15 protein-coding genes are annotated in these 17,959 nt (G+C 57.7%); 6 read left to right on the forward strand and 9 right to left on the reverse strand.

The annotated features are described in order from the left end of the window. Nucleotides 1-6: 6 nt before the first annotated feature. The 3 genes from PT275_RS07790 to PT275_RS07800 all read right to left on the reverse strand — a co-directional run bounded on the left by PT275_RS07790 (nucleotide 7) and on the right by PT275_RS07800 (nucleotide 4,831). Nucleotides 7-1,311: an ATP-binding protein gene (locus PT275_RS07790; RefSeq protein WP_277153817.1), complete on the reverse strand. Its 1,305-nt coding sequence runs from the start codon at nucleotides 1,309-1,311 to the stop codon at nucleotides 7-9. 303 nt (nucleotides 1,312-1,614) lie between these two features. Next, nucleotides 1,615-4,482: a phosphoenolpyruvate carboxylase gene (locus PT275_RS07795; RefSeq protein WP_277153818.1), complete on the reverse strand. Its 2,868-nt coding sequence runs from the start codon at nucleotides 4,480-4,482 to the stop codon at nucleotides 1,615-1,617. Beyond that, entirely contained in the window at nucleotides 4,475-4,831 is a 357-nt protein-coding gene (locus PT275_RS07800) for a hypothetical protein (RefSeq protein ID WP_277153819.1), read from the reverse strand. The genes PT275_RS07795 and PT275_RS07800 overlap by 8 nt, the downstream gene beginning before the upstream one ends. A gap of 225 nt (nucleotides 4,832-5,056) precedes the next feature. Here PT275_RS07800 and PT275_RS07805 point away from each other — a divergent pair, with 225 nt between their 5' ends. Continuing rightward, nucleotides 5,057-7,141, forward strand: a complete 2,085-nt coding sequence (locus tag PT275_RS07805) for a threonine/serine exporter family protein (protein WP_348519518.1) — start codon at nucleotides 5,057-5,059, stop codon at nucleotides 7,139-7,141. 209 nt (nucleotides 7,142-7,350) lie between these two features. On the opposite strand, the gene trpS is transcribed toward PT275_RS07805, so the two are convergent. Beyond that, the gene (trpS, locus tag PT275_RS07810) at nucleotides 7,351-8,460 is read right to left on the reverse strand and encodes a tryptophan--tRNA ligase (protein WP_277153820.1); all 1,110 of its coding nucleotides are present in this window, start codon (nucleotides 8,458-8,460) and stop codon (nucleotides 7,351-7,353) included. 151 nt (nucleotides 8,461-8,611) lie between these two features. Between trpS and PT275_RS07815 the strand changes: the two genes are divergently transcribed. The 4 genes from PT275_RS07815 to PT275_RS07830 all read left to right on the forward strand — a co-directional run bounded on the left by PT275_RS07815 (nucleotide 8,612) and on the right by PT275_RS07830 (nucleotide 12,187). Continuing rightward, entirely contained in the window at nucleotides 8,612-9,022 is a 411-nt protein-coding gene (locus tag PT275_RS07815) for a DUF3073 domain-containing protein (RefSeq protein WP_277153821.1), read from the forward strand. 558 nt (nucleotides 9,023-9,580) lie between these two features. After that, nucleotides 9,581-10,546 (forward strand): glutamate ABC transporter substrate-binding protein, encoded by a 966-nt coding sequence (locus tag PT275_RS07820; protein ID WP_277153822.1) that lies wholly within the window; start codon nucleotides 9,581-9,583, stop codon nucleotides 10,544-10,546. Between the two features lie 133 nt (nucleotides 10,547-10,679). Further along, nucleotides 10,680-11,363, forward strand: a complete 684-nt coding sequence (locus tag PT275_RS07825; protein WP_277153823.1) for an amino acid ABC transporter permease — start codon at nucleotides 10,680-10,682, stop codon at nucleotides 11,361-11,363. Then, a complete protein-coding gene (locus PT275_RS07830; protein ID WP_277153824.1) occupies nucleotides 11,354-12,187 on the forward strand; it encodes an amino acid ABC transporter permease in 834 nt (277 codons plus the stop codon). Before PT275_RS07825 ends, PT275_RS07830 begins: the two co-directional genes overlap by 10 nt. Nucleotides 12,188-12,369: 182 nt before the next feature. Here PT275_RS07830 and PT275_RS07835 read toward each other — a convergent pair whose 3' ends face one another. Next, nucleotides 12,370-12,786: a sterol carrier family protein gene (locus PT275_RS07835; protein ID WP_277153825.1), complete on the reverse strand. Its 417-nt coding sequence runs from the start codon at nucleotides 12,784-12,786 to the stop codon at nucleotides 12,370-12,372. 269 nt (nucleotides 12,787-13,055) lie between these two features. Next, a complete protein-coding gene (locus PT275_RS07840) occupies nucleotides 13,056-13,271 on the reverse strand; it encodes a hypothetical protein (protein ID WP_277153826.1) in 216 nt (71 codons plus the stop codon). A 409-nt stretch (nucleotides 13,272-13,680) separates the two neighbouring features. On the opposite strand from PT275_RS07840, the gene PT275_RS07845 reads away from it, so the two are divergent. Beyond that, nucleotides 13,681-14,457 carry a rhomboid family intramembrane serine protease gene (locus tag PT275_RS07845; protein ID WP_277153827.1) on the forward strand — a complete coding sequence of 259 codons (777 nt, stop codon included), beginning with the start codon at nucleotides 13,681-13,683 and terminating at the stop codon, nucleotides 14,455-14,457. A 268-nt stretch (nucleotides 14,458-14,725) separates the two neighbouring features. Here the strand turns inward: PT275_RS07845 and PT275_RS07850 are convergent, their stop codons facing one another. The 3 genes from PT275_RS07850 to PT275_RS07860 form a co-directional block, all read right to left on the reverse strand. Further along, nucleotides 14,726-15,757, reverse strand: a complete 1,032-nt coding sequence (locus PT275_RS07850; protein ID WP_277153828.1) for a D-alanine--D-alanine ligase — start codon at nucleotides 15,755-15,757, stop codon at nucleotides 14,726-14,728. Nucleotides 15,758-15,770: 13 nt separating this feature from the next. After that, the gene (locus tag PT275_RS07855) at nucleotides 15,771-17,285 is read right to left on the reverse strand and encodes a PLP-dependent aminotransferase family protein (protein ID WP_277153829.1); all 1,515 of its coding nucleotides are present in this window, start codon (nucleotides 17,283-17,285) and stop codon (nucleotides 15,771-15,773) included. A 346-nt stretch (nucleotides 17,286-17,631) separates the two neighbouring features. Beyond that, nucleotides 17,632-17,889 (reverse strand): hypothetical protein, encoded by a 258-nt coding sequence (locus tag PT275_RS07860; RefSeq protein ID WP_277153830.1) that lies wholly within the window; start codon nucleotides 17,887-17,889, stop codon nucleotides 17,632-17,634. Between the last annotated feature and the right edge of the window lie 70 nt (nucleotides 17,890-17,959).

The raw sequence follows: 17,959 nt of genomic DNA on the forward strand, positions 1-17,959 counted from the left end.
CATAATTTATAGAGTTGTTTGTTTAATGGTACTCACTGCGTAAAGCGGCAGGTCGTAGATAGCACCGTCGTGACGCGGGGCGAGAGACGAGAAACAGATGGCGGACGGCAAACCGAATTTTTTCATTGCGTATTTGAGGCTGGCGGCGGTGAGGTTCGTGCCGGCTTTTACTTCGATGGGTACGACTTTGTCGGCAAGTTGGATGATGAAGTCGAGCTTGTGAGTGGCGTTGGTGTCGGTCCAGTAATATGGCGTGAACCCGGCCGTGACGAGTTCCTGGCAGACAAGTTGCTCGGCCAGTGCGCCTTTGGCAGTGCGGAACACCTCATCGCCGTTGAGGATGACTTGCGGTGCGATGCCGCTCATTTCTCGTAATAGACCTACGTCAAGCACGAACAGTTTGAAGGCGGATTGGTCCTCGAACATGGCGAGAGGGTATTCGACGTTTTGCACTCGCGGGATTTTCGTGACAAGTGACGAATCCTGTAGACGCTGAATCGCAAGATCATATTCACGTCCTCGCGCACCCTTCTTGATGGCGCTATACGCGAATTTCTTGTTTTCGTGCGAAAGTTGGCGAGGCAGAGAATCCCACAATTGCGTCAGCCGCAGCGGAAAACCTTGTGGCATATCGTCAGGATATTTCGAGAAATCGCTTCGGTAACCGTGTTCAATCGCGGCTTGGATTCGTGTAATGGCAGCGAAATCAACCCCCGGATAAGTATTGACGAAAGTCTGTACGGCTTCAGGCATGCCGCCAACGACCACATAATATTTCAGAAACTCCATGAACTTCTCGTGGAATACCGTCATCATATCGGTGTCGGCATTGTCGAGAATCTGCAACAGCTCGACTTGGCCACAGGCATCGAGAAACTCTCGGAACGTGAGTGGATAGAGACGCAGCATATCGACTTTGCCCACGGGGAACGAGACGTTGCGATGGATGGTGATACCAAGCGTCGAACCGGTCGCGATGATTGGATATTCTGGTGCTTGCTCGGCGAAGTATTTCAACGATTCCACCGCGCGCGGCACTTCCTGAACCTCATCAAGCACGATTAAGGTATCGCTCGGGTCGATTTTCGTGCCGGCGGCCAGTGCGATGCCGGGAATGAGACGTTCCGGAAGCAATGAGCCTTCGAATAGTGTTTCCATTGCTTCGTTATCTTGGAGTGAAACGTAGGCAAGATGCTTGAAATGAGTGTGTCCGAATTCCTGGGCAAGCCATGTTTTGCCGGTCTGGCGGGCGCCGTCAAGTACCAGCGGCTTGCGCTGTGGGCTGTCTTTCCACTCAGCCAATTTTGTCATCAATTGTCGTTTCATGCTGTTTCCGCATCGTTCCAACGTTTCTGCGTGACCATTGCACGTTTTTATGCCAAAATCTATCTATATTCTACACGTTTCCAGACAGTAATAACTTAAATTATGCACACTTTCATAAGGTAATATAGCTATTTGTGCACGCTTTCACTGCTATTTTGGGCAGTTTCTTACACATTTTCACTGATTTGGGAGAGAAACAGAACATAAGAAAACGTCGCGGACGAATATCGAACCAATAATGATTCACAAACGTCTGCGGCGCTCTCTTAACTAAAGTAGCTACAAAACTCAGCCGGTGTTCTGCAGGCCGGCGGCGACGCCGGAGACCGTGCAGAGGATGAGATAGGTGAAGCCGCCGCGCTGTTGATCGCGGGCCAGCTCATCGTTGTCCGTCTTCTTCGGGGCAACGGCACCTGCGTTCGCGGGAGCCTCGCCGTTCGCCCTCGCCTTGGCGGCCTCCGCATCATGCTTCTTCTGCAGTTCGCGCTGGCTGCGCAGGGCGAGCACCTGAATGACGGAAAGGATGTCGACGTACGGCGAACGCACGCGGACAGCCTGACCGAGCACGTGGCGGTGCTGCAGTGGCCATTGGTCGCCGACGATGGCGAGCACCCACTTGCGGGTGAGCTCCATCTCGTTCAACACCTTGTCGCGCAGGTCGTCGCGGTCGCCGAGTGCCAAGTACATCTTGGCGATGCGCTCGTCGGTCTTGGCCAGCGACATCTCGATGTTGTCGATGAACGTGGAGAATACCGGCCATTCCTTGTAGGCATTGCGCAGTGTCTTGAGATCGCCAAAATCTTCGCATGCGGTTCCCAGACCGTACCAGGCGGCGAGGTTGATGCGCGCCTGAGCCCAGGAGAATACCCACGGAATCGTGCGCAGGTCATCAAGCGACTTGGCGCCGAGACCACGCTTGGCAGGGCGGGAACCGATTGGCAGCAGGCCGATTTCGGTGAGCGGCGTGACAGTGGAGAACCACGGCGTGAAGTCGGGGGTGTTGAGCAGATCGAGGAAGCGGTTATGCGCCGATTCGTCGAGCTTCTCTGCCATGCCCCAGTACTTCTTGGTCATTTCGGTGTTCGTCTTCTCCATGCTCGGAGCCGACTGCAGCAGTGTCGCCGCGGCCACGGATTCGACGTGGCGAATGGCCAGTGCCTGATTGCCGTAGCGGGCGAAAATGCTTTCGCCTTGTTCGGTGAGCTTGAAACGGCAGTTGACGGAGCCGGCAGGCTGCGCGAGTACCGCACGGTTTGCGGGGCCGCCACCACGACCGACAGCGCCACCGCGTCCGTGGAAGAGTGTCAGATCGATGTTGTTCTTCTTGGCCCATTCCGCGATGCGTCCTTGCGCCGAATGCAGCGCGAGCGTCGCGGTGGTGGGGCCGGCGTCCTTGGAGGAATCGGAGTAGCCGAGCATGACCTCGAGCTTGCCACCGGTGGCCTTCAAACGAGCCTGAACTTCGGGAATCTTGATCATTTCGTCAAGCACGTCGACGCAGTTCTGTAGATCCTGCAGCTGCTCAAACAGCGGGATGACGTCGATGGTCGGCACGTCCTCAGGATTCGAGAACGCCATGCGGTTGAGTTCGTAGACGTCGCGGATGTTCTGCGCGGACTTGGTGAAGGAGATGATATAGCGGCGGGCGGCCTTCTGGCCGTTGCGCTTCTGGATGGCGCCGAGTGCGCGGAAGGTGTCGAGCACTTCGTGCGTCATCGGCTGCAGTTCGCCGCGTTCGCCGTGCAGGCCGTGCTCGCGGATGTCCTCCAAAGCGCGGGAATGGACGAGCGAGTGCTGGCGGAATTCGGTCTCCACGAGGTGGAATCCGAAGGTCTGTGCCTTCCAGATGACGTCCTGAATGGGGCCGTAGGCCGCACGTTTGTCGCCGGCGGCCGCCAGCGAACGCTGGACGATCTTGAGGTCGGCGATGAAGTCATCGCAGCTCTTGTACATCAGGTCGGCGTCGCGCACCACGGTGTAATGCAGACGGTCGGCCATGACCAGCATGACCGCGCGGTGCAGCTCGTTCGAGGAAGTGGCGGCGGCCTTGTCGGTCAGGCGCTCGCTCATTTCCTTTTGGTGGCTCCAGAGGTTGACGAGTTCGTCGCTCGGAGGCGTGGTGACGGTTTCCATCGTGAGGTTGGTGCCTGCCGTGCGTGTCGCCTTTTCAAGCGCTTCGATGGCGTGGTCGCTGAACTTGCGGGCCACGGCGCGGCTGACTTTGGCGGTGACGTTCGGGTTGCCGTCGCGGTCGGTGCCGATCCAGGAGCCTGGATGGAAGAACGCGGGGCACTGCGGTTCCGCGATTCCGGCCTGGTCGCCCAGGATCCAATCGTCGAAGCGGCGATAGACCTGCGGGATGGTGTCGAACAGCGTGTTGTCGAAGATGTCGATGATGGTATCGGCTTCCTCCACCGGTGTCGGCTTTTTGGCGCCGATCGGCGAGGTGCGGAAGAGCGCGTCGATCTCGTTGTACAGACGACGGTAGTTTTCCTTCTTGTCGGACCCGCCCAAGAGCTTGCCGGCGCTCAGAAGCGTTGCGATGCGGCGGATCTTGCCCTCGACGGCCTTGCGACGGGCCTCGGTGGGGTGCGCGGTGAAGACGGGGTGGAACTCGAGCTTGTTCAAAAGCTTCTTGGCCTTGGCCGGGCCCATTTCGTTGATGAGCTGGTGGTAGGCGCCCGTCAGTTCATTGACGGGATCGGTCGCGGCGTCTTCGCTTACGTTCGCCTCGCGCTTGTGCAGCACGGAGACACGGTAGTTCTCCTCGCACAGATTCGCCAGATGGAAGTAGGTGGTGAGCGCGCGCGCAAGCAGTTGCGCCTGATGCACGTTCAGCGCGTCGATGACCTTTTCGGCCTTCTCGAGGTTGTCTTCCTTGGGGTGTTCCTTGCCGATGGTCTCCGCATAGTGTTCGGCGCTCGCCTTGACGGCGTAGCCGCGGACGGTATCGAACGTGGAGAGCAGATCCTTGTCGTATTCCCCGAGCACGGTGCGCAGAATCTCAAGGCAGAGTGCGAGATCGTCTTTCAACGTTTGGGGAAGATCACGTTCCTCGGGGCCTTTGGTTCCTACTCCGGAAGTGAACAGTGCGGCATCGGGCTGCGTGATCGGTTGATTGTTGTCTGGCTGATTATTTTTGGTACTTTTAGCCATTCAGACCTCCTTCAAACCAAGCGTCCGGTTGTTCGATCTGTCGGCATTCCGCGGCTCCTCCGCGGTTGTGGTGCCATCTGTTGCGAACCCAAAGCCATTGCTTGGCGAGTACGACTTGATTGTAGGGCGACCTGACCGACATTTCTGTAGTGAAAGTCGACAATAGCCATATTTCGGACGGATTATCTTCGTTATTGGAACGTCTGTCAGAGTTCCAGCCATCTTGCGGTTTGCGGCAGGAGTCCTGACATCGCGCTTCTGGCGTTGATTTTATTTTGTCGTTGGTCGTCTGGCGTGGTTCAGGTTTTAAAATCATTGGTATGAAGCCGGTTTGGGGATTATCAATCATCGTCACAAAATAAAGAATTTAGTCCGTTTGACAATGATTATCGTGCATTGATGCCGTGAATAAATTTAGGGCGAGCGTGCTAAAAATGATGTATCGAGATATGCCAAATTTTATGTGGTTTGTCAACATCTGTTAAATTCCAATGAAGCATGAGCGTAGAGAACTCGGCTTATTGGGCGTGAAAGACGCCTGGGAAGACATGAGAAGAACGATGGGGGAAGCGGTATGGCAATGAAGGATGCAGACTCGATTGACGACAACGCCGGTGCAAATGGTAAACCCGGAACCGTGGTCAGCGTAAATGCCGTCAGTAACGCGAAAGGTGAAGTGGTTAAGGAAAATAATGTGGCAGACGCGGATGATCGCGGTGGTTTCTTTGAATCTGATGGCCGGCAGGACGGCATGCAAGTGGTGGCCGAGGATATCGAGAAAACGGTGAACAGCGGCGACGATGAGGACGAAGGTGATTCCAGGCTTGAAGACATCTTTGGCGATCTGGATGAATCCGATTCCGAGGAATACCGGCGTGTGGCCGAGGCGGTGGCTTCCATTGACGAAAGCGGCGGCAGAGGCGGTGCTGCTGGTTCCGGCGCTCGCGCCGACCATCGGGCCAAGGTGCACGACCGGCTGACGCATTACATGCCGTTGGATACCGCCGACATCGAGCGGGATTGGGATACTCCGGTGGTCGACGCGGGCATCGCGGCGAAGGCGAGCATCATCGTGCGGGTCGGGCTGCTCGATCTCGGCGCAGGCACCGGAAGTTTTCGCGTCCACGAGATGATGCACCGCATCGGTTTCCCGCTTGGTGTGCATGTTCGGGCCAATGTCAACCTGACCGACATGGAAGCCTCGTGCAGCGACGGCGTCAGCAGGATCACGCAGGTTGTCGATTTGCCGACGACCGGAGTCAATACGGAGCGTATCTGGCTCCTTGAGCATTTCGCGGATTGGTTCAGCGTCAATATCGGCGAGCCGGGAACGATGTATCATGCCCAGCCCACGGTTTCCGCCGAAGTGGTGCAGCAGCTCGACAACCCGGAGGCCCGGCGTTCGGTGCTGCTGGCCACGCAAAAGGCCCATCGCGAACTTGAAAAGCGCAGGCGCGTTCACGACAAGGCCGTCAAGCGCGTCAAAAAGCGCGGTTTCCGCCCGCCGAAAGGCCAGTACGCAGAGCATTTCGAGCATATCGGCAAGACGCGCGAGGACGTCGCCGCCGAGCAGGTTGCTGCTGCCAGCCCTTCTGCCACAACGGAATCGGCAAGTTCCAAGCCTCAAGTTGCGGCAAAATCCAAAGCAGCAGCAAAGGCAAAGGCCAGCCACGGCATCACCGTACGGCAGGCGCACGAGAGGCTGAGCCTTATCCAGCACCGTAAACCGCTGTACGCGCCGTGGTTCTCGGGACTCGCGGCGGCTGTGGCGTGCGCGTCCTTCGTTTTCCTGCTCGGCGGCGGCCCGTTCGATATGATCGGCGCGTTCGTGGGCGCGGGCATCGGCCAGTGGGTTCGCAGGCGGCTTTTCGCCTATCATCTCAATCAGTTCTTCGTCACGTTCGTCGCCGTCGCTGCGGCCGCGTTCGCCTGCATCGGCACGTTACGACTGATCGGTTTCATCGACCCGGTTGCGCTTCGGCACGACACCGCCTACATCGGCGCCATGCTCTTCGTCATCCCCGGTTTCCCGCTGATCACCGGCGGTCTTGACATCGCCAAAATGGACCTCCCAAGCGGCATCCAGCGCTTGGTCTACACGATGGCGCTCATCCTGATGGCCACGCTCGCCGGCTGGATGGTCGCGGCTATCGTCCACTTGAATCCGCAAGGTTTCGAGCCGCTCGGCCTCAATCCGTGGGTCAACGCCGGCCTGCGCGCGCTCACCGCGTTCGGCGGGGTTTGGGGCTTCTCGGTGCTCTTCAATTCCCCGCAACGCATGTGCTTCACCGCGGCCGTCATCGGCGCGATCACCGACACCCTGCGCCTGACGGTGGTCGATATGGGCATGCCGCCGGAGGCCGCCGCGTTCCTGGGCGCGATGCTCGCCGGCCTGCTCGCCTCACTTTGGCGCTCGTCGGTTCGCCACGGCTTCCTGCCACCCTACCTCGGCTACCCGCGTATCTGCCTGACCGTGCCGGCCATCGTCATCATGGTGCCCGGCCTCTATATGTACCGCGCGATGTTCTACCTCGGCCAGTTCGACACTGCAAACGCTCTCGACTGGACTTTCCGCGCCTTTATGGTCATCCTCTGCCTGCCCATCGGCCTGGCGATGGCCCGCGTGATCACCGACAAATCCTGGCGCTACGACGTGTGACGGGTTTGTTGGGAAACCACAAGTCGGCAGATAGGTTTTTGAGAGCGGCCATTTTCCGCCATTCCTGATTTCCTATTTACCGACTTGTGCGTCTGCAACTTTGTCAAAAGGTCGGTCGATACGATTTGGCGAATGGCCGTTTCCGCCATTGACGGATTTCGTATCGACCGACCTTTTGACAGTTGACGAGTTATCAGTCAGTAAACCGCTCAGTATTTCATGCCCATGGCCTCGCGGACCTGGTCGAGGGTTTCCTCGGCGATGGCGTTGGCGCGCCTGTTGCCGTCGTGGATGATATCGCGGATTGAATCCATGTCTTTGGCCAGTTCGGCGCGGCGCTCGCGGTGCGGAGCAAGGAACTCGTTGACGGACTTGATGACATACTGCTTCAAGGCCCCAGCTCCGGCGTCGCCGATTTCCTCGGCGATATCCTTCGGATCGCGGTCGGTGACGAGGCCTGCGGTGGTCAGCAGCGCGGAAACCTGCGGACGGTTGACCGGATCAAATGTAATACGGCGCTCGGAATCGGTCGGGCTCTTCTTGATGAGCTTGGCGGTTTCCTCCGCGGTGGCGCCGAGCATGATGGAATTGCCGTAGGACTTGCTCATCTTGCGGCCGTCGAGCCCTGGAATTTCGGGCGCATCGGAAAGAATGGCCGTCGGTTCAGGGAATACCGGGTTCTTCTTGGCGTAACGCTCGTTGAAGCGGCGCGCGATGGTGCGTGTGATCTCGACGTGCGGTAGATTGTCTTTGCCGATCGGCACGACGTTGGCCTTGCAGAAGAGGATGTCGCAGGCCTGATGGACAGGGTAGGTCAGCAAAAGTCCGGTCAGCGCGTGGCCGCTCGCCTCGGCCTCGGCCTTGACGGTCGGGTTGCGCAGCAGTTCGGCCTCGGTGACCAATGAAAGGAACGGCAGCATCAGCTGGTTTTCGCACGGAATTGCGGAATGTGCGAAAATCATGGTCTTGTTCGGATCGATGCCGGCGGCGAGATAATCCAACACCATGTTCAGTGTGTTGTCTTGGATATGCTCAGTGGTGTCGCGGTCGGTGATGACCTGGTAATCGGCGATGAGCACGTTGGTGTGCACGCCCTTGTTCTGCATCGCGACGCGCTCGCGGATCGAGCCGAAATAGTGGCCAAGGTGCAGGCGTCCGGTCGGGCGGTCGCCGGTGAGCATGGTGAACTTGCCCGGATCCTTCTCAAGCTTGGCCAGAACCGCGTCGGAACGCTTCTTCGCCTCGAGAAAGCTTGCGCTTATCTCATTGCCCGCTGCCGTCACTTGTTCGGTTTCCGCGCTGTTCGCTGTGTCCGCCATGGCCCGCCCTCAATCGTTTACCGTGTTTTGAAAATGGCTTGAAATCTTGTTTTTATGGTAAAAGTCTGAGCCGACAATGAAACGTGACGGATGGGGTGGTATCCTACATATTGATGGATTAATTGCGACTGAAAATAATTCGGGGGGTCAAATGGGCCGCGGACGTCAAAAGGCTAAACAAAAGAAAATGGCCCGTAAGCTGAAGTATTTGACAACCGATACCGATTATGACGAGCTGGCCAAAGAGTTAGGTGCGCAGGAGCCGGGCAGTGGTTCGGCGGACCCGTTCGATGAGGTCGAGAAGGAATATTCGCGCACTCATGACGAGGCCGGCGAAAACGCGCATACAGATGACGTGGATCAGCATGAGGATTTGCCGGTTGCCGATGACGATTTGGACGATTACGCCAAGTGGGCCGCCGAAGCTGCAGCCAAGGCTTCCAGCGATGACAAGTCCGGTTCGGCCGCAAAGAAAGTCGCTATGCCCAAGCCGCACAAGCCGATTCATATGCCTGTCCCGAGCGCTTTGCGTAAGCCGAAGCCCAAGGAAGGCAAGGCCTAAAGGCAGAGCTGAAACAGCAACAGTAGACTTGGTATTTCCGCGTGACCACATTTTCGTTGGCGCGCGGATTTTTGTATTCGAGGGACTTTAGCGATGTCGGGGAAATCTGGGATGTCGAGGATACCAGCGTTATCGGGAGTGCCTGGATATCCTCTTATCGGACTCGTTCAGCCTCTAACCGACCCTGTCGCGTCTCTGTAATTCGCTGATGGCTAAGCGCCGTGACTTGCGTTGCGGACGCGATCGTACGCGGGTTTGACTGTGATTGCAACCATTCGATGAAGCGTCATAACTATTCGCGATATCCTTTGCGATAATTTCTCCTAGATTGATGCGGCCGCGGCGTTTAGACTTGAGCCACGACCGGTGTGCGACATCAGCCATCTTTTCCCCAAATCCAGCGGAACCGAGCCAATCCAAGCGAAGTGAAGCACAGTGGAGCCGAGTTGGAGACGAGCGGGTGGCGGGCGTCGCGCCCCGAAGGGGTATATGTGGCGGTCTGGTGTGGTTGCGCCGGATCCGCGACGATAAGCGATAAGGAAGAATGGGGGAGGGCACATGGTGCTTTCGAAATCCAGGAAAAAGGCAACGATTGGCTTGTTGGCGGCAGTGGCCGCGTTGGGCATCGCGCTTTCGGGCTGCGGTGGCACCAGTTCCGCGCCGGCCAAGAGTTCGGCGCCGGCGCAGACCACGGGCAAGCCGCTCGATACCAAGGCCTATGACAAGCTCGTGAATTCCGGCGAGGTAGCAAGCGGCTCTACCGTCAATGCCAACAAGTGGGCCAAGGCCGTCAAGGATCAGGGTGTGCTGAAGGTCGGCGGTGTGAAGTCCTCGGCGCTGTTCTCGTTGCAAAGTCCCGACGACAACAAGGTGCGCGGCTTCGACGCGGGCCTCTCCCAGCTGCTTGCCCGCTACATCCTGGGTGACGCGAAGACCTCGGTGAGTGTGGTCGACTCCTCCACTCGCGAGGCCGTCTTGCAGAACGGCACCGTCAACACGGTTTTCGCCACGTATTCGATCAATCCGGCTCGCCAGCAGAAGATCGATTTTGCCGGCCCCTACCTCACCAGCCAACAGGCGATCCTCGTCAAGTCCACCAATAAGACCATCAATTCCGTCTCCGACTTGGCGGGCAAGAAGGTCGGCGTGCAGGCCGGTTCCACCGGCCCGGCCATCGTCAAGAAGTTGGTGCCCAAGGCCAGCGCACAGGAGTTCCAGACCGACGCCGAGCTTGTGCAGGCCCTCAAGCAGGGCCGCATCGACGCCTACGTGGTCGACCAGTCGCTTGTGCTCGGCGATATCGCGAAGGAACCGCAGGCTTTGAAGCTCGCCGGCAAGCCCTTCGGCGACAAGGACGAGTACGGCATCGGCCTGCCCAAGGGCTCCGACGGCGCCGCGTTCGTCAACGCCTGGCTGCAGAAGATCGAGGCTGATGGCACATGGGCCAAACTCTGGAAGCTCACCGTGGGCGAGCGCACCGGCGTCACCAAGGTGCCGACGCCTCCCGCCATCGCCAAGGAGTGAGCGCAGGCTCGGGTGCGCGTCGGCGCATAATGGAATAAGTGGCTCGATACGTGAAGACAATATGTGGGAACAGGTTCACGCGCGAACCGAAACATCGCCGACGTCGTGCCGGGCACGGTGAAGAAGGGCGGATATGGCCACACATCAATCGTTATGGGGGTCGCTGGTTTACCTCCTCGTCCACTACGGCTGGCAGTACGTCTCCAGCTACGGGGTCGCGCTGCGCATCGGCGTGCTTTCGTTCGTCGGCGGCCTGGCGCTCGCGTTCGTGCTCACCATGCTGCGCGTCAGCCCCATTCCCCCGCTGCGCGCCGCGGTCTCGTTCTACGTCGAGGTCTTTCGCAACATCCCGGTGCTTTCGCTGCTTATCTTCATCGTCTTCGCGTTGCCCGAGGTCGGCGTGGTGATCGACTATGAGCCCAGCGTCATCGTCACGCTCATTCTCGTGGCCTCTGCGTTCGGCTGCGACGCCCTGCGCAGCGGCATCAACGCCATCGATCCAGGCCAAGTGGAGGCCGCCCGGTCGCTGGGCCTCACGTTTTTCGATATCGTCACCTCCATCATCATGCCACAGGCGCTGCGCACGGTGGTGCAGCCGATGGTCACTCTCTTCATCTCGGTGATTGTCAGCTCTTCGACCGGCGCGATGGTGCCCCTGGCCCACACTGAGCTCACGGGCCTGGTCAACCAGATCAACACCAAAGATGCGCTCGGCATCCCCACCTTCTTCGTCGCCGCGATGTTCTATGTGTGCACGGGCTTGGTGATTGCCGCGTTCGGCCGGTTCCTCGAGAAGAAGGTGGCGCTATGTCGGTGAAATCGAAATCGTTGAGTCCCACCGAGGCCGCGCTGTTCGAGGCTGGTGGGCCGCGTACCAAGCGCCGCATCGCCGTGGGCACCGCCGTGGCTGCCGTCGCGCTGGCGGCACTGCTTGCGTGGGTGGTTTATCGGTTGTATATCAATGGGCAATTCGAGCCCATGTATTGGAGTCTTTTCGGCGACCCGAAGGTCTGGAGATTCCTCGGAATGGGTCTCGTCGGCACGTTGCGTGCGGCGTTTGGCGCAGGCGCGATCGGGTTGGTGTGCGGCCTGGTGCTGACGTTCGGGCGCCTGTCCGGCTTCGCGCCGATCCGCTGGCTTTCCACCGCCGTCATCGAGTTCGTGCGCGGAACCCCGACCCTGCTCTTCATTTACTTCTTCTTCCTCGTGCCGGCGCAGTTCGGCATCCATATGAGCACCTACTGGATGGTCGTCATTCCCGTGGCCAGCTACGCCTCAGCCGTGCTCGCCGAGGTCTTCCGTTCGGGCGTTGAGGCTGTGCCGATTGGCCAGAAGGAGGCCGCGCTTTCGCTGGGCCTCACCCGCTGGCAGATGTACCAATCCATCGTCCTGCCGCAGATGTTCCGCATTGTGGTGCCGACTATGGTCGCCCAGCTCGTCGTCGTGGTCAAGGACACGACCTTCGGCTACGTGGTCACCTATCCCGAGATGATGCAGAACACGAAAGTGCTCATTGCCAACTACAACAGCCTGCTGCCGGTCTATTTGGTGACCTCGATTATCTATGTGCTCATCAATTACGTGATTTCGTGGTTCGCGCGCTGGCTTTCCGACCGGATTGGCCTCGATTTCCAGGTTTGATGCTTGATGTCGTGGACACTTTTGGGGCCTCACCAGAAAAGTGTCCATATATTTATGCAGGCGATTTTTGCTCAGCTGGTAAAAATATCGGAATTTTGCGAATCCCTTTAATGCATATATACGTGAGCAGTGCGTTTATGCGGCCACTTTTTGGGTGGGGGGCAAAAACGGCCACGCGATTCTCAGTCCAGCGGCAACAGCGCGGTTAAATCATCGCGCTCGCCTATCGCGCTGATACGGCCGGCGTCCTTCTCCTCGGTCCATGAGGTCAGGCCGCACGCAAGCCGCAGCCACACGTCTGGGTCAAGTTCGATGACGTCGGGCGGGGTGAGATTGTGCGGGTCTGATTTAGGGCCGTCGAGGATTTTCACTGCCCCCCATGGTGCCACGCGCACTTCGACGCCAGGGCCAGGGGCCTTGTTCTCCAATAAATACAGCGAATATCGCACGGCCATCGCCCAAGTGTTGCGCGGCAGATCATTGGGTGAAAACGCAAGTCGTGCCTCAAGCGGCTCGCCCCGACGTGCTTCCGCCGCTTTGCGCCATTGATCGAGCGCTGCCATACCCTTCGAAATGTCCTGTTCCCGTATTGCTGCCATAGCGTCATTGTATATAGGGCCGGCTCATATTTTTTAGAACGTCGGGAAAATATGATTTTGGCTATTAATTTGCGATAATCATAAATGATTTGCGGATAGCATTAACCGTTGGAATGGTAAGGTTTGTTGGATTCAAATATATTCGTATTATCGTAATAGACTCGTAAAAATACGACCCTGCGAAAAAACGTGAGCCTGTTCGCTGCACCGATAAAAGGCATAGAAAAAAGGGAGCCGACCATAATCGACCCCCTTTTATTCGTTATAAATCAGGCGGTAGTGGCTTCCGGGCCCTCTTCAGGCTTCGGATCGGCTTCCTTATCAAGACCCAAATCGACTGGCGAAGAGCTGTTTTCCCACGGCTCTTCCCACGGATCATAGTCGGGGTTCTGCTGCTTATACATATACAGACCGACGACTGCAGCAAGCAGACCGCCGAAGAGCAGCGCAAAGAACTTCCAACCGTTAGAAGACTTGTTCTCCATGACGGCTCCTTTCATATGTGCCGGCTTGCGCGTCCAAGCCAACGTTGTTTCTATCCTAGCCGATGTTTTGTGACAATTGAGTGGAAAACCCACGAAAAACGAAAACTTCAAGGTTTCTTGATATGGCAATCGAGGTTTTGCGAAGGTGGAATCAAGGTTTCTTGATATCGCCGCCACGATTTTGGAACGTTGGGCCTGCCGGTTTGTGTGGAACGGAATCAAGGTCACTGACGCGAAAGTTGAAGCGGAAACAGAGAAAAAGCCGATACCAATGGCGTATAGCATCGATACCGAGCAATACTTATCCGCAGCGAAAAGTAAATGGTGAGCTTCGATAAAGCTTGAAAACTCAACGAAAACGAACGTCGGCTTGGCTGTCTTTGTATGCTTCAATCGATAAAATGGAAAAATGAGCAATGAACATGGCGGCGCCGGGCACTGGTACCAGAAAGTCAGATACCAATGGCAATCCGGCGGCCCAGTGATCACGTGGGCGATTGTCATTGCTTGTGCCGCGGTATGGCTTGTCGAAGTGCTTTTAAAATACATCTCGCCAAGTCTGTTCGCCGATATGATCTTTAACGGGTCGTTCACATCCGGCTTGGCGCTCATGAAGCCTTGGATGTGGTTCACCTCGATGTTCATGCACGACCCGAACGTCCTGCATGTGTTGGGCAATATGCTCACGCTCATCGCCATAGGGCCGTATCTGGAGGGGCTGCTCGGCCACTGGTGCTTCCTCGCGGTCTATATGATTTGCGGGCTTGGCGCGTCCGAGGGCCTGATCGTCTACAGCCATTTCGCCAATAATTGGGCGATGTCCGCATACGGCGCATCCGGTGCACTGTTTGGGCTTTTCGCGATGATGCTACTTGTTTTTCGTCGCACGCACACCGATATCCGTGCGATGGTGGTGTGGATCGTCGTCGATTTGGCGATGCCGCTGTTCGTGCCGCATGTGGCATGGCAGGCGCATGTCGGCGGATTCATCACCGGTCTGTTGCTCACGTGGCTGCTGTTGGACGGGGTGCCTGCGCTGCGTCGCCGTCCGTTGTGGGTGCGGATGCTGGTCTATGGCGGGATTATCGTCGTGGTGCTCATTGCGTTGGCGGTGCTGTTGACGCCGCAATGGCTGATTCAATTGCTCCGCCAGACGGGGCAGCTGGATTCCGCGGTTTTCGTATAGGCGCATTTATGAAGTGATAAAGCGTATATTTCTAACGTAATACGCAAATATGTGCAACCTGGATGTCTTCAGACATATTCAAGTTGCACATATTGCCGTGGGTTTGTCGGCGGAAAACGACATAAGCCCGCCAGTAGGGACTGACCTATCTATGCCGGTTGTCAGGAGATTGTTTCTGCTTGCTGAGACTTACTCATTTCGGTGGTGGGACACTGATACCTGCCACCGAAAAGTTACGTATTCCTTTTGTCGTTGAGCCGCGTATCCCCTACTTATCCGCGCGATGCTGGCACAGAACAGACTCGACCAGCTGCGAGTAGAGGTCGGCCAGGCTGTAACCGGCGGCGATGGCGGCCTGCGGAAGCTGCGAGGTCGCGGTCATGCCGGGGGCCACGTTCGATTCGAGGAACTGCGGGGTGCCGGATTCGTCGACGATGAAGTCGGTGCGGGAGATGTCGCGCAGGCTCAAGGTGTTGTGCGCGGTGAGCGCCGCTTCCTGTGCCGCTTCGAGAACGTCTTGCGGCAGGCGCGCGGGAACGTAGAAATCCGTGGGGCCGGGGGTCACACGGGCCTCATAATCGTATTCGCCGTCGGGCGTGGCCACTTCCAGCGGCGGCAGGACGAGCGGTTCCCCGTCGATTTCCAGCACGGATACCGAAATCTCAGTGCCGGTGACGGCCTTCTCCACCAGCGCGACGTCGCCATATGCGAAGCTGTTGACCATCGCCTGCGGCAGTTCCGAGGCCTTGTCGACGCGGGTGCAACCCATCGCCGAGCCGCCCTGCGTCGGCTTGACGAACAGCGGCAACTTCAGCGAATCGACCAGCAGATCAACCACTTTCTTTGCACCAAGCTCGCGGAATGTCGATTCGGGGAGCGCCACCGAAACGGGGGTTGAAAGCCCGCCGAGCTTGCGCACCACATTCTTGGCGATGGGCTTGCTCCAGGCGGTGCGCGAGGCTTTCGCGCGCGAGCCGATGTAGGGCAGGCCTTCCATTTCAAGGATGTCGCGGATCGAGCCGTCCTCGCCGTTGGCCCCGTGCAGCAGCGGCCAGACGATGTCGGGGCGGGTTTCGGGATTGCTCAGGTATGGCAGCAACTCGCTGTCCATGTCGTGTATGGCAACATTCCAGCCGGCTTCCTCAAGGTAGCCGCCGACGCGATGGCCGCTGGAAAGCGAGACGTCGCGCTCGTGGCTCATACCGCCGCAGATGACAAGCACCTTGGTTGCGGCGCGGTCGATGGAAGCACGGTCTTGCGTTGCGGCTGTATGTTTCGTGGTCTTGATGTGCTTTGCCATGATTAACGCTCCTTCAGTCTTTCTCGGTGGTGCTGTCGGCGCGGCGTGCATCTGCGTCGGCCTTGGCGGTGCCGAAGAGTTCGGCGGTCTTGAGCTCGTTGTTCATCACGCCCGCGAGACGCTTGATGCCAAGCGTGATCTTGTCCGGCGTCGGATAGCAGAACGAAAGGCGCATGTGGTGCGTGCCGCTGCCGTCGAGATAGAAGCCGGTGCCGGCCACGTAGGCGACTTTCGCGGTGATGGCTCGAGGCAGCATTTCCTTGGAATTGAGGCCCTCGGGGATCTTCAGCCAGATGTAGAAGCCGCCCTTGGGCTTGTTCCACGAGCAGTACGGCAAGTACTCGCGCAGCGCCGCGTCCATGGTGTCGCAACGTTCCTTGTACATGCCGCGGTACTGGCTGATCTGGTTCTTCCAGTCGAAGTTGTCGAGGTAGGTGGTGATGGTCATCTGGCTCATGTTCGGCGGGCAGAGGATCGACGCCTCGTTGGCCAGGATGAGCTTCTTGCGGATTCCCGGAGGCGCCACGATCCACGCGATGCGCATGCCCGGCGCGATGATCTTGGAGAAGCTGGAAAGATAGACGACGTTTTCGGAATCCATCGAACGCAGCGCGGGGTAGGTCTGGCCGTCGAAACCGAGCAGGCCGTAAGGGTTGTCTTCGACGATAAGCACGTGGTATTTGCGCGCGATCTCGATGATGCGTGGGCGGCGCTCGACGCTCATGGTCACGCCGGCGGGATTATGGAAATTGGGGACGGTATAGAGGAACTTGACCTTTTTGCCGGCCTTGCGTTGGGCCTTGATGGTCTCTTCGAACGATTCGGGGATAAGCCCGTCTTTGTCGGTCTGCGCGTTGACCACGTCGACCTGGAAGGACGAGAAGACGCCGAGCGCGCCCACGTAATTCGGGGCTTCGGCAATCACGACGTCGCCCGGGTCGCACATGATGCGCGTGACCAAATCGATGGCGTTCTGCGAACCGTTGGAGATCACCACGTCGTCGGGCTGCACGTCCTTGATGCCCTCAAGTGCCATAATTTGCAATACGTCCTCGCGCAGATGCGGGTCGCCCTGCGCCGAGCCGTACTGCCAGGCCACGTCGCCCTTGTCCACAAGCATCTTGGCGATAAGCTGCGAAAGTTCTTTGAACGGCAGGTATTCGAGGTAGGGCATGCCGCCGGCCAGCGAGACCACGTCCGGACGCGAGGCCGTGGCGAAAAGCGCACGGATTTCGGAGGCGCGCATGTTGTCGGCGCGGGCCGCGTAGGAACCGTACCACGGATCGTTCTTGAAGACCTTGGATTCGGTGGCTTTTGCGTCTGCCGATTTCGCTCCCGAAGCCGTTGCGCTGGTTGTCTTTGTTCCGTCGGTCGTTGAGCCGCTTGCCGTCTGTGCCGCTTGGCCTGTCGGCTTCATCGCTTTGGCGTTCGCGACTTTCGCGGCGTCGGCTGCAGCGCTCGTGGTCGCCTTGAACCCGTCACCCTTGCCTTCGTTCGGTTTTCCGGAAATGTTCTTGGTTTCGGACATCAACCATCCCTTTCTTCGGTTGCGGCCCCGCCTCAAACGAGCGCCGCCTTCCAAACAGATTTCGCGCGACTAACGAATATAAGAGAAAACTTTAGTCGCCATCCGTCACCGCGCAATCGTCCGCCTAAAAACAGCACCGCTTCAACACGCTTTCGGCGGTTCGCGGCAGTGGGCGTTGTATGAAGTCCTGAGCTGGTTTAGCGGCGTTTTGGAATTGGATATATACATTGCTAGGCATGGGATAAAAAATAGGGTAACCCAGATTACCTTAATCGTGATTACCTTAATCTAAAAATACTGTAATCACGATTACTGTAATCGTAAATACTGTATTTTAGAATAAAAACTATCGTAATTCATTTTCTTGACTTCGAGATTTTCCGGATTCCTCTGCGAAAATGTTGTTGAAAAAGTCACGAGTCTCGTCAGGCGTCTTGCATATCGTGTCGGTGCGCATGTCGCCACCTTCGGCGGAGCGGGTGACAAATTCCTGCACGTATTCGCGGATTTCAGCAAGAAGATCCTCTCTGGCGTGGTTCTTTTGCTCGACAGCGCGGTTGTAGGTGCTGGCGTCGAACGTCATGTTCATCGTTACAGTGTCCATGCTACCTCCTTGGTGCTCTGGAATTTATATAGTTACTTTATTGCAACGAATCGTCATGAATACTCTGGTT

Source organism: Bifidobacterium sp. ESL0745, assembly GCF_029433335.1.
Classification (GTDB): Bacteria; Actinomycetota; Actinomycetes; order Actinomycetales; family Bifidobacteriaceae; genus Bifidobacterium.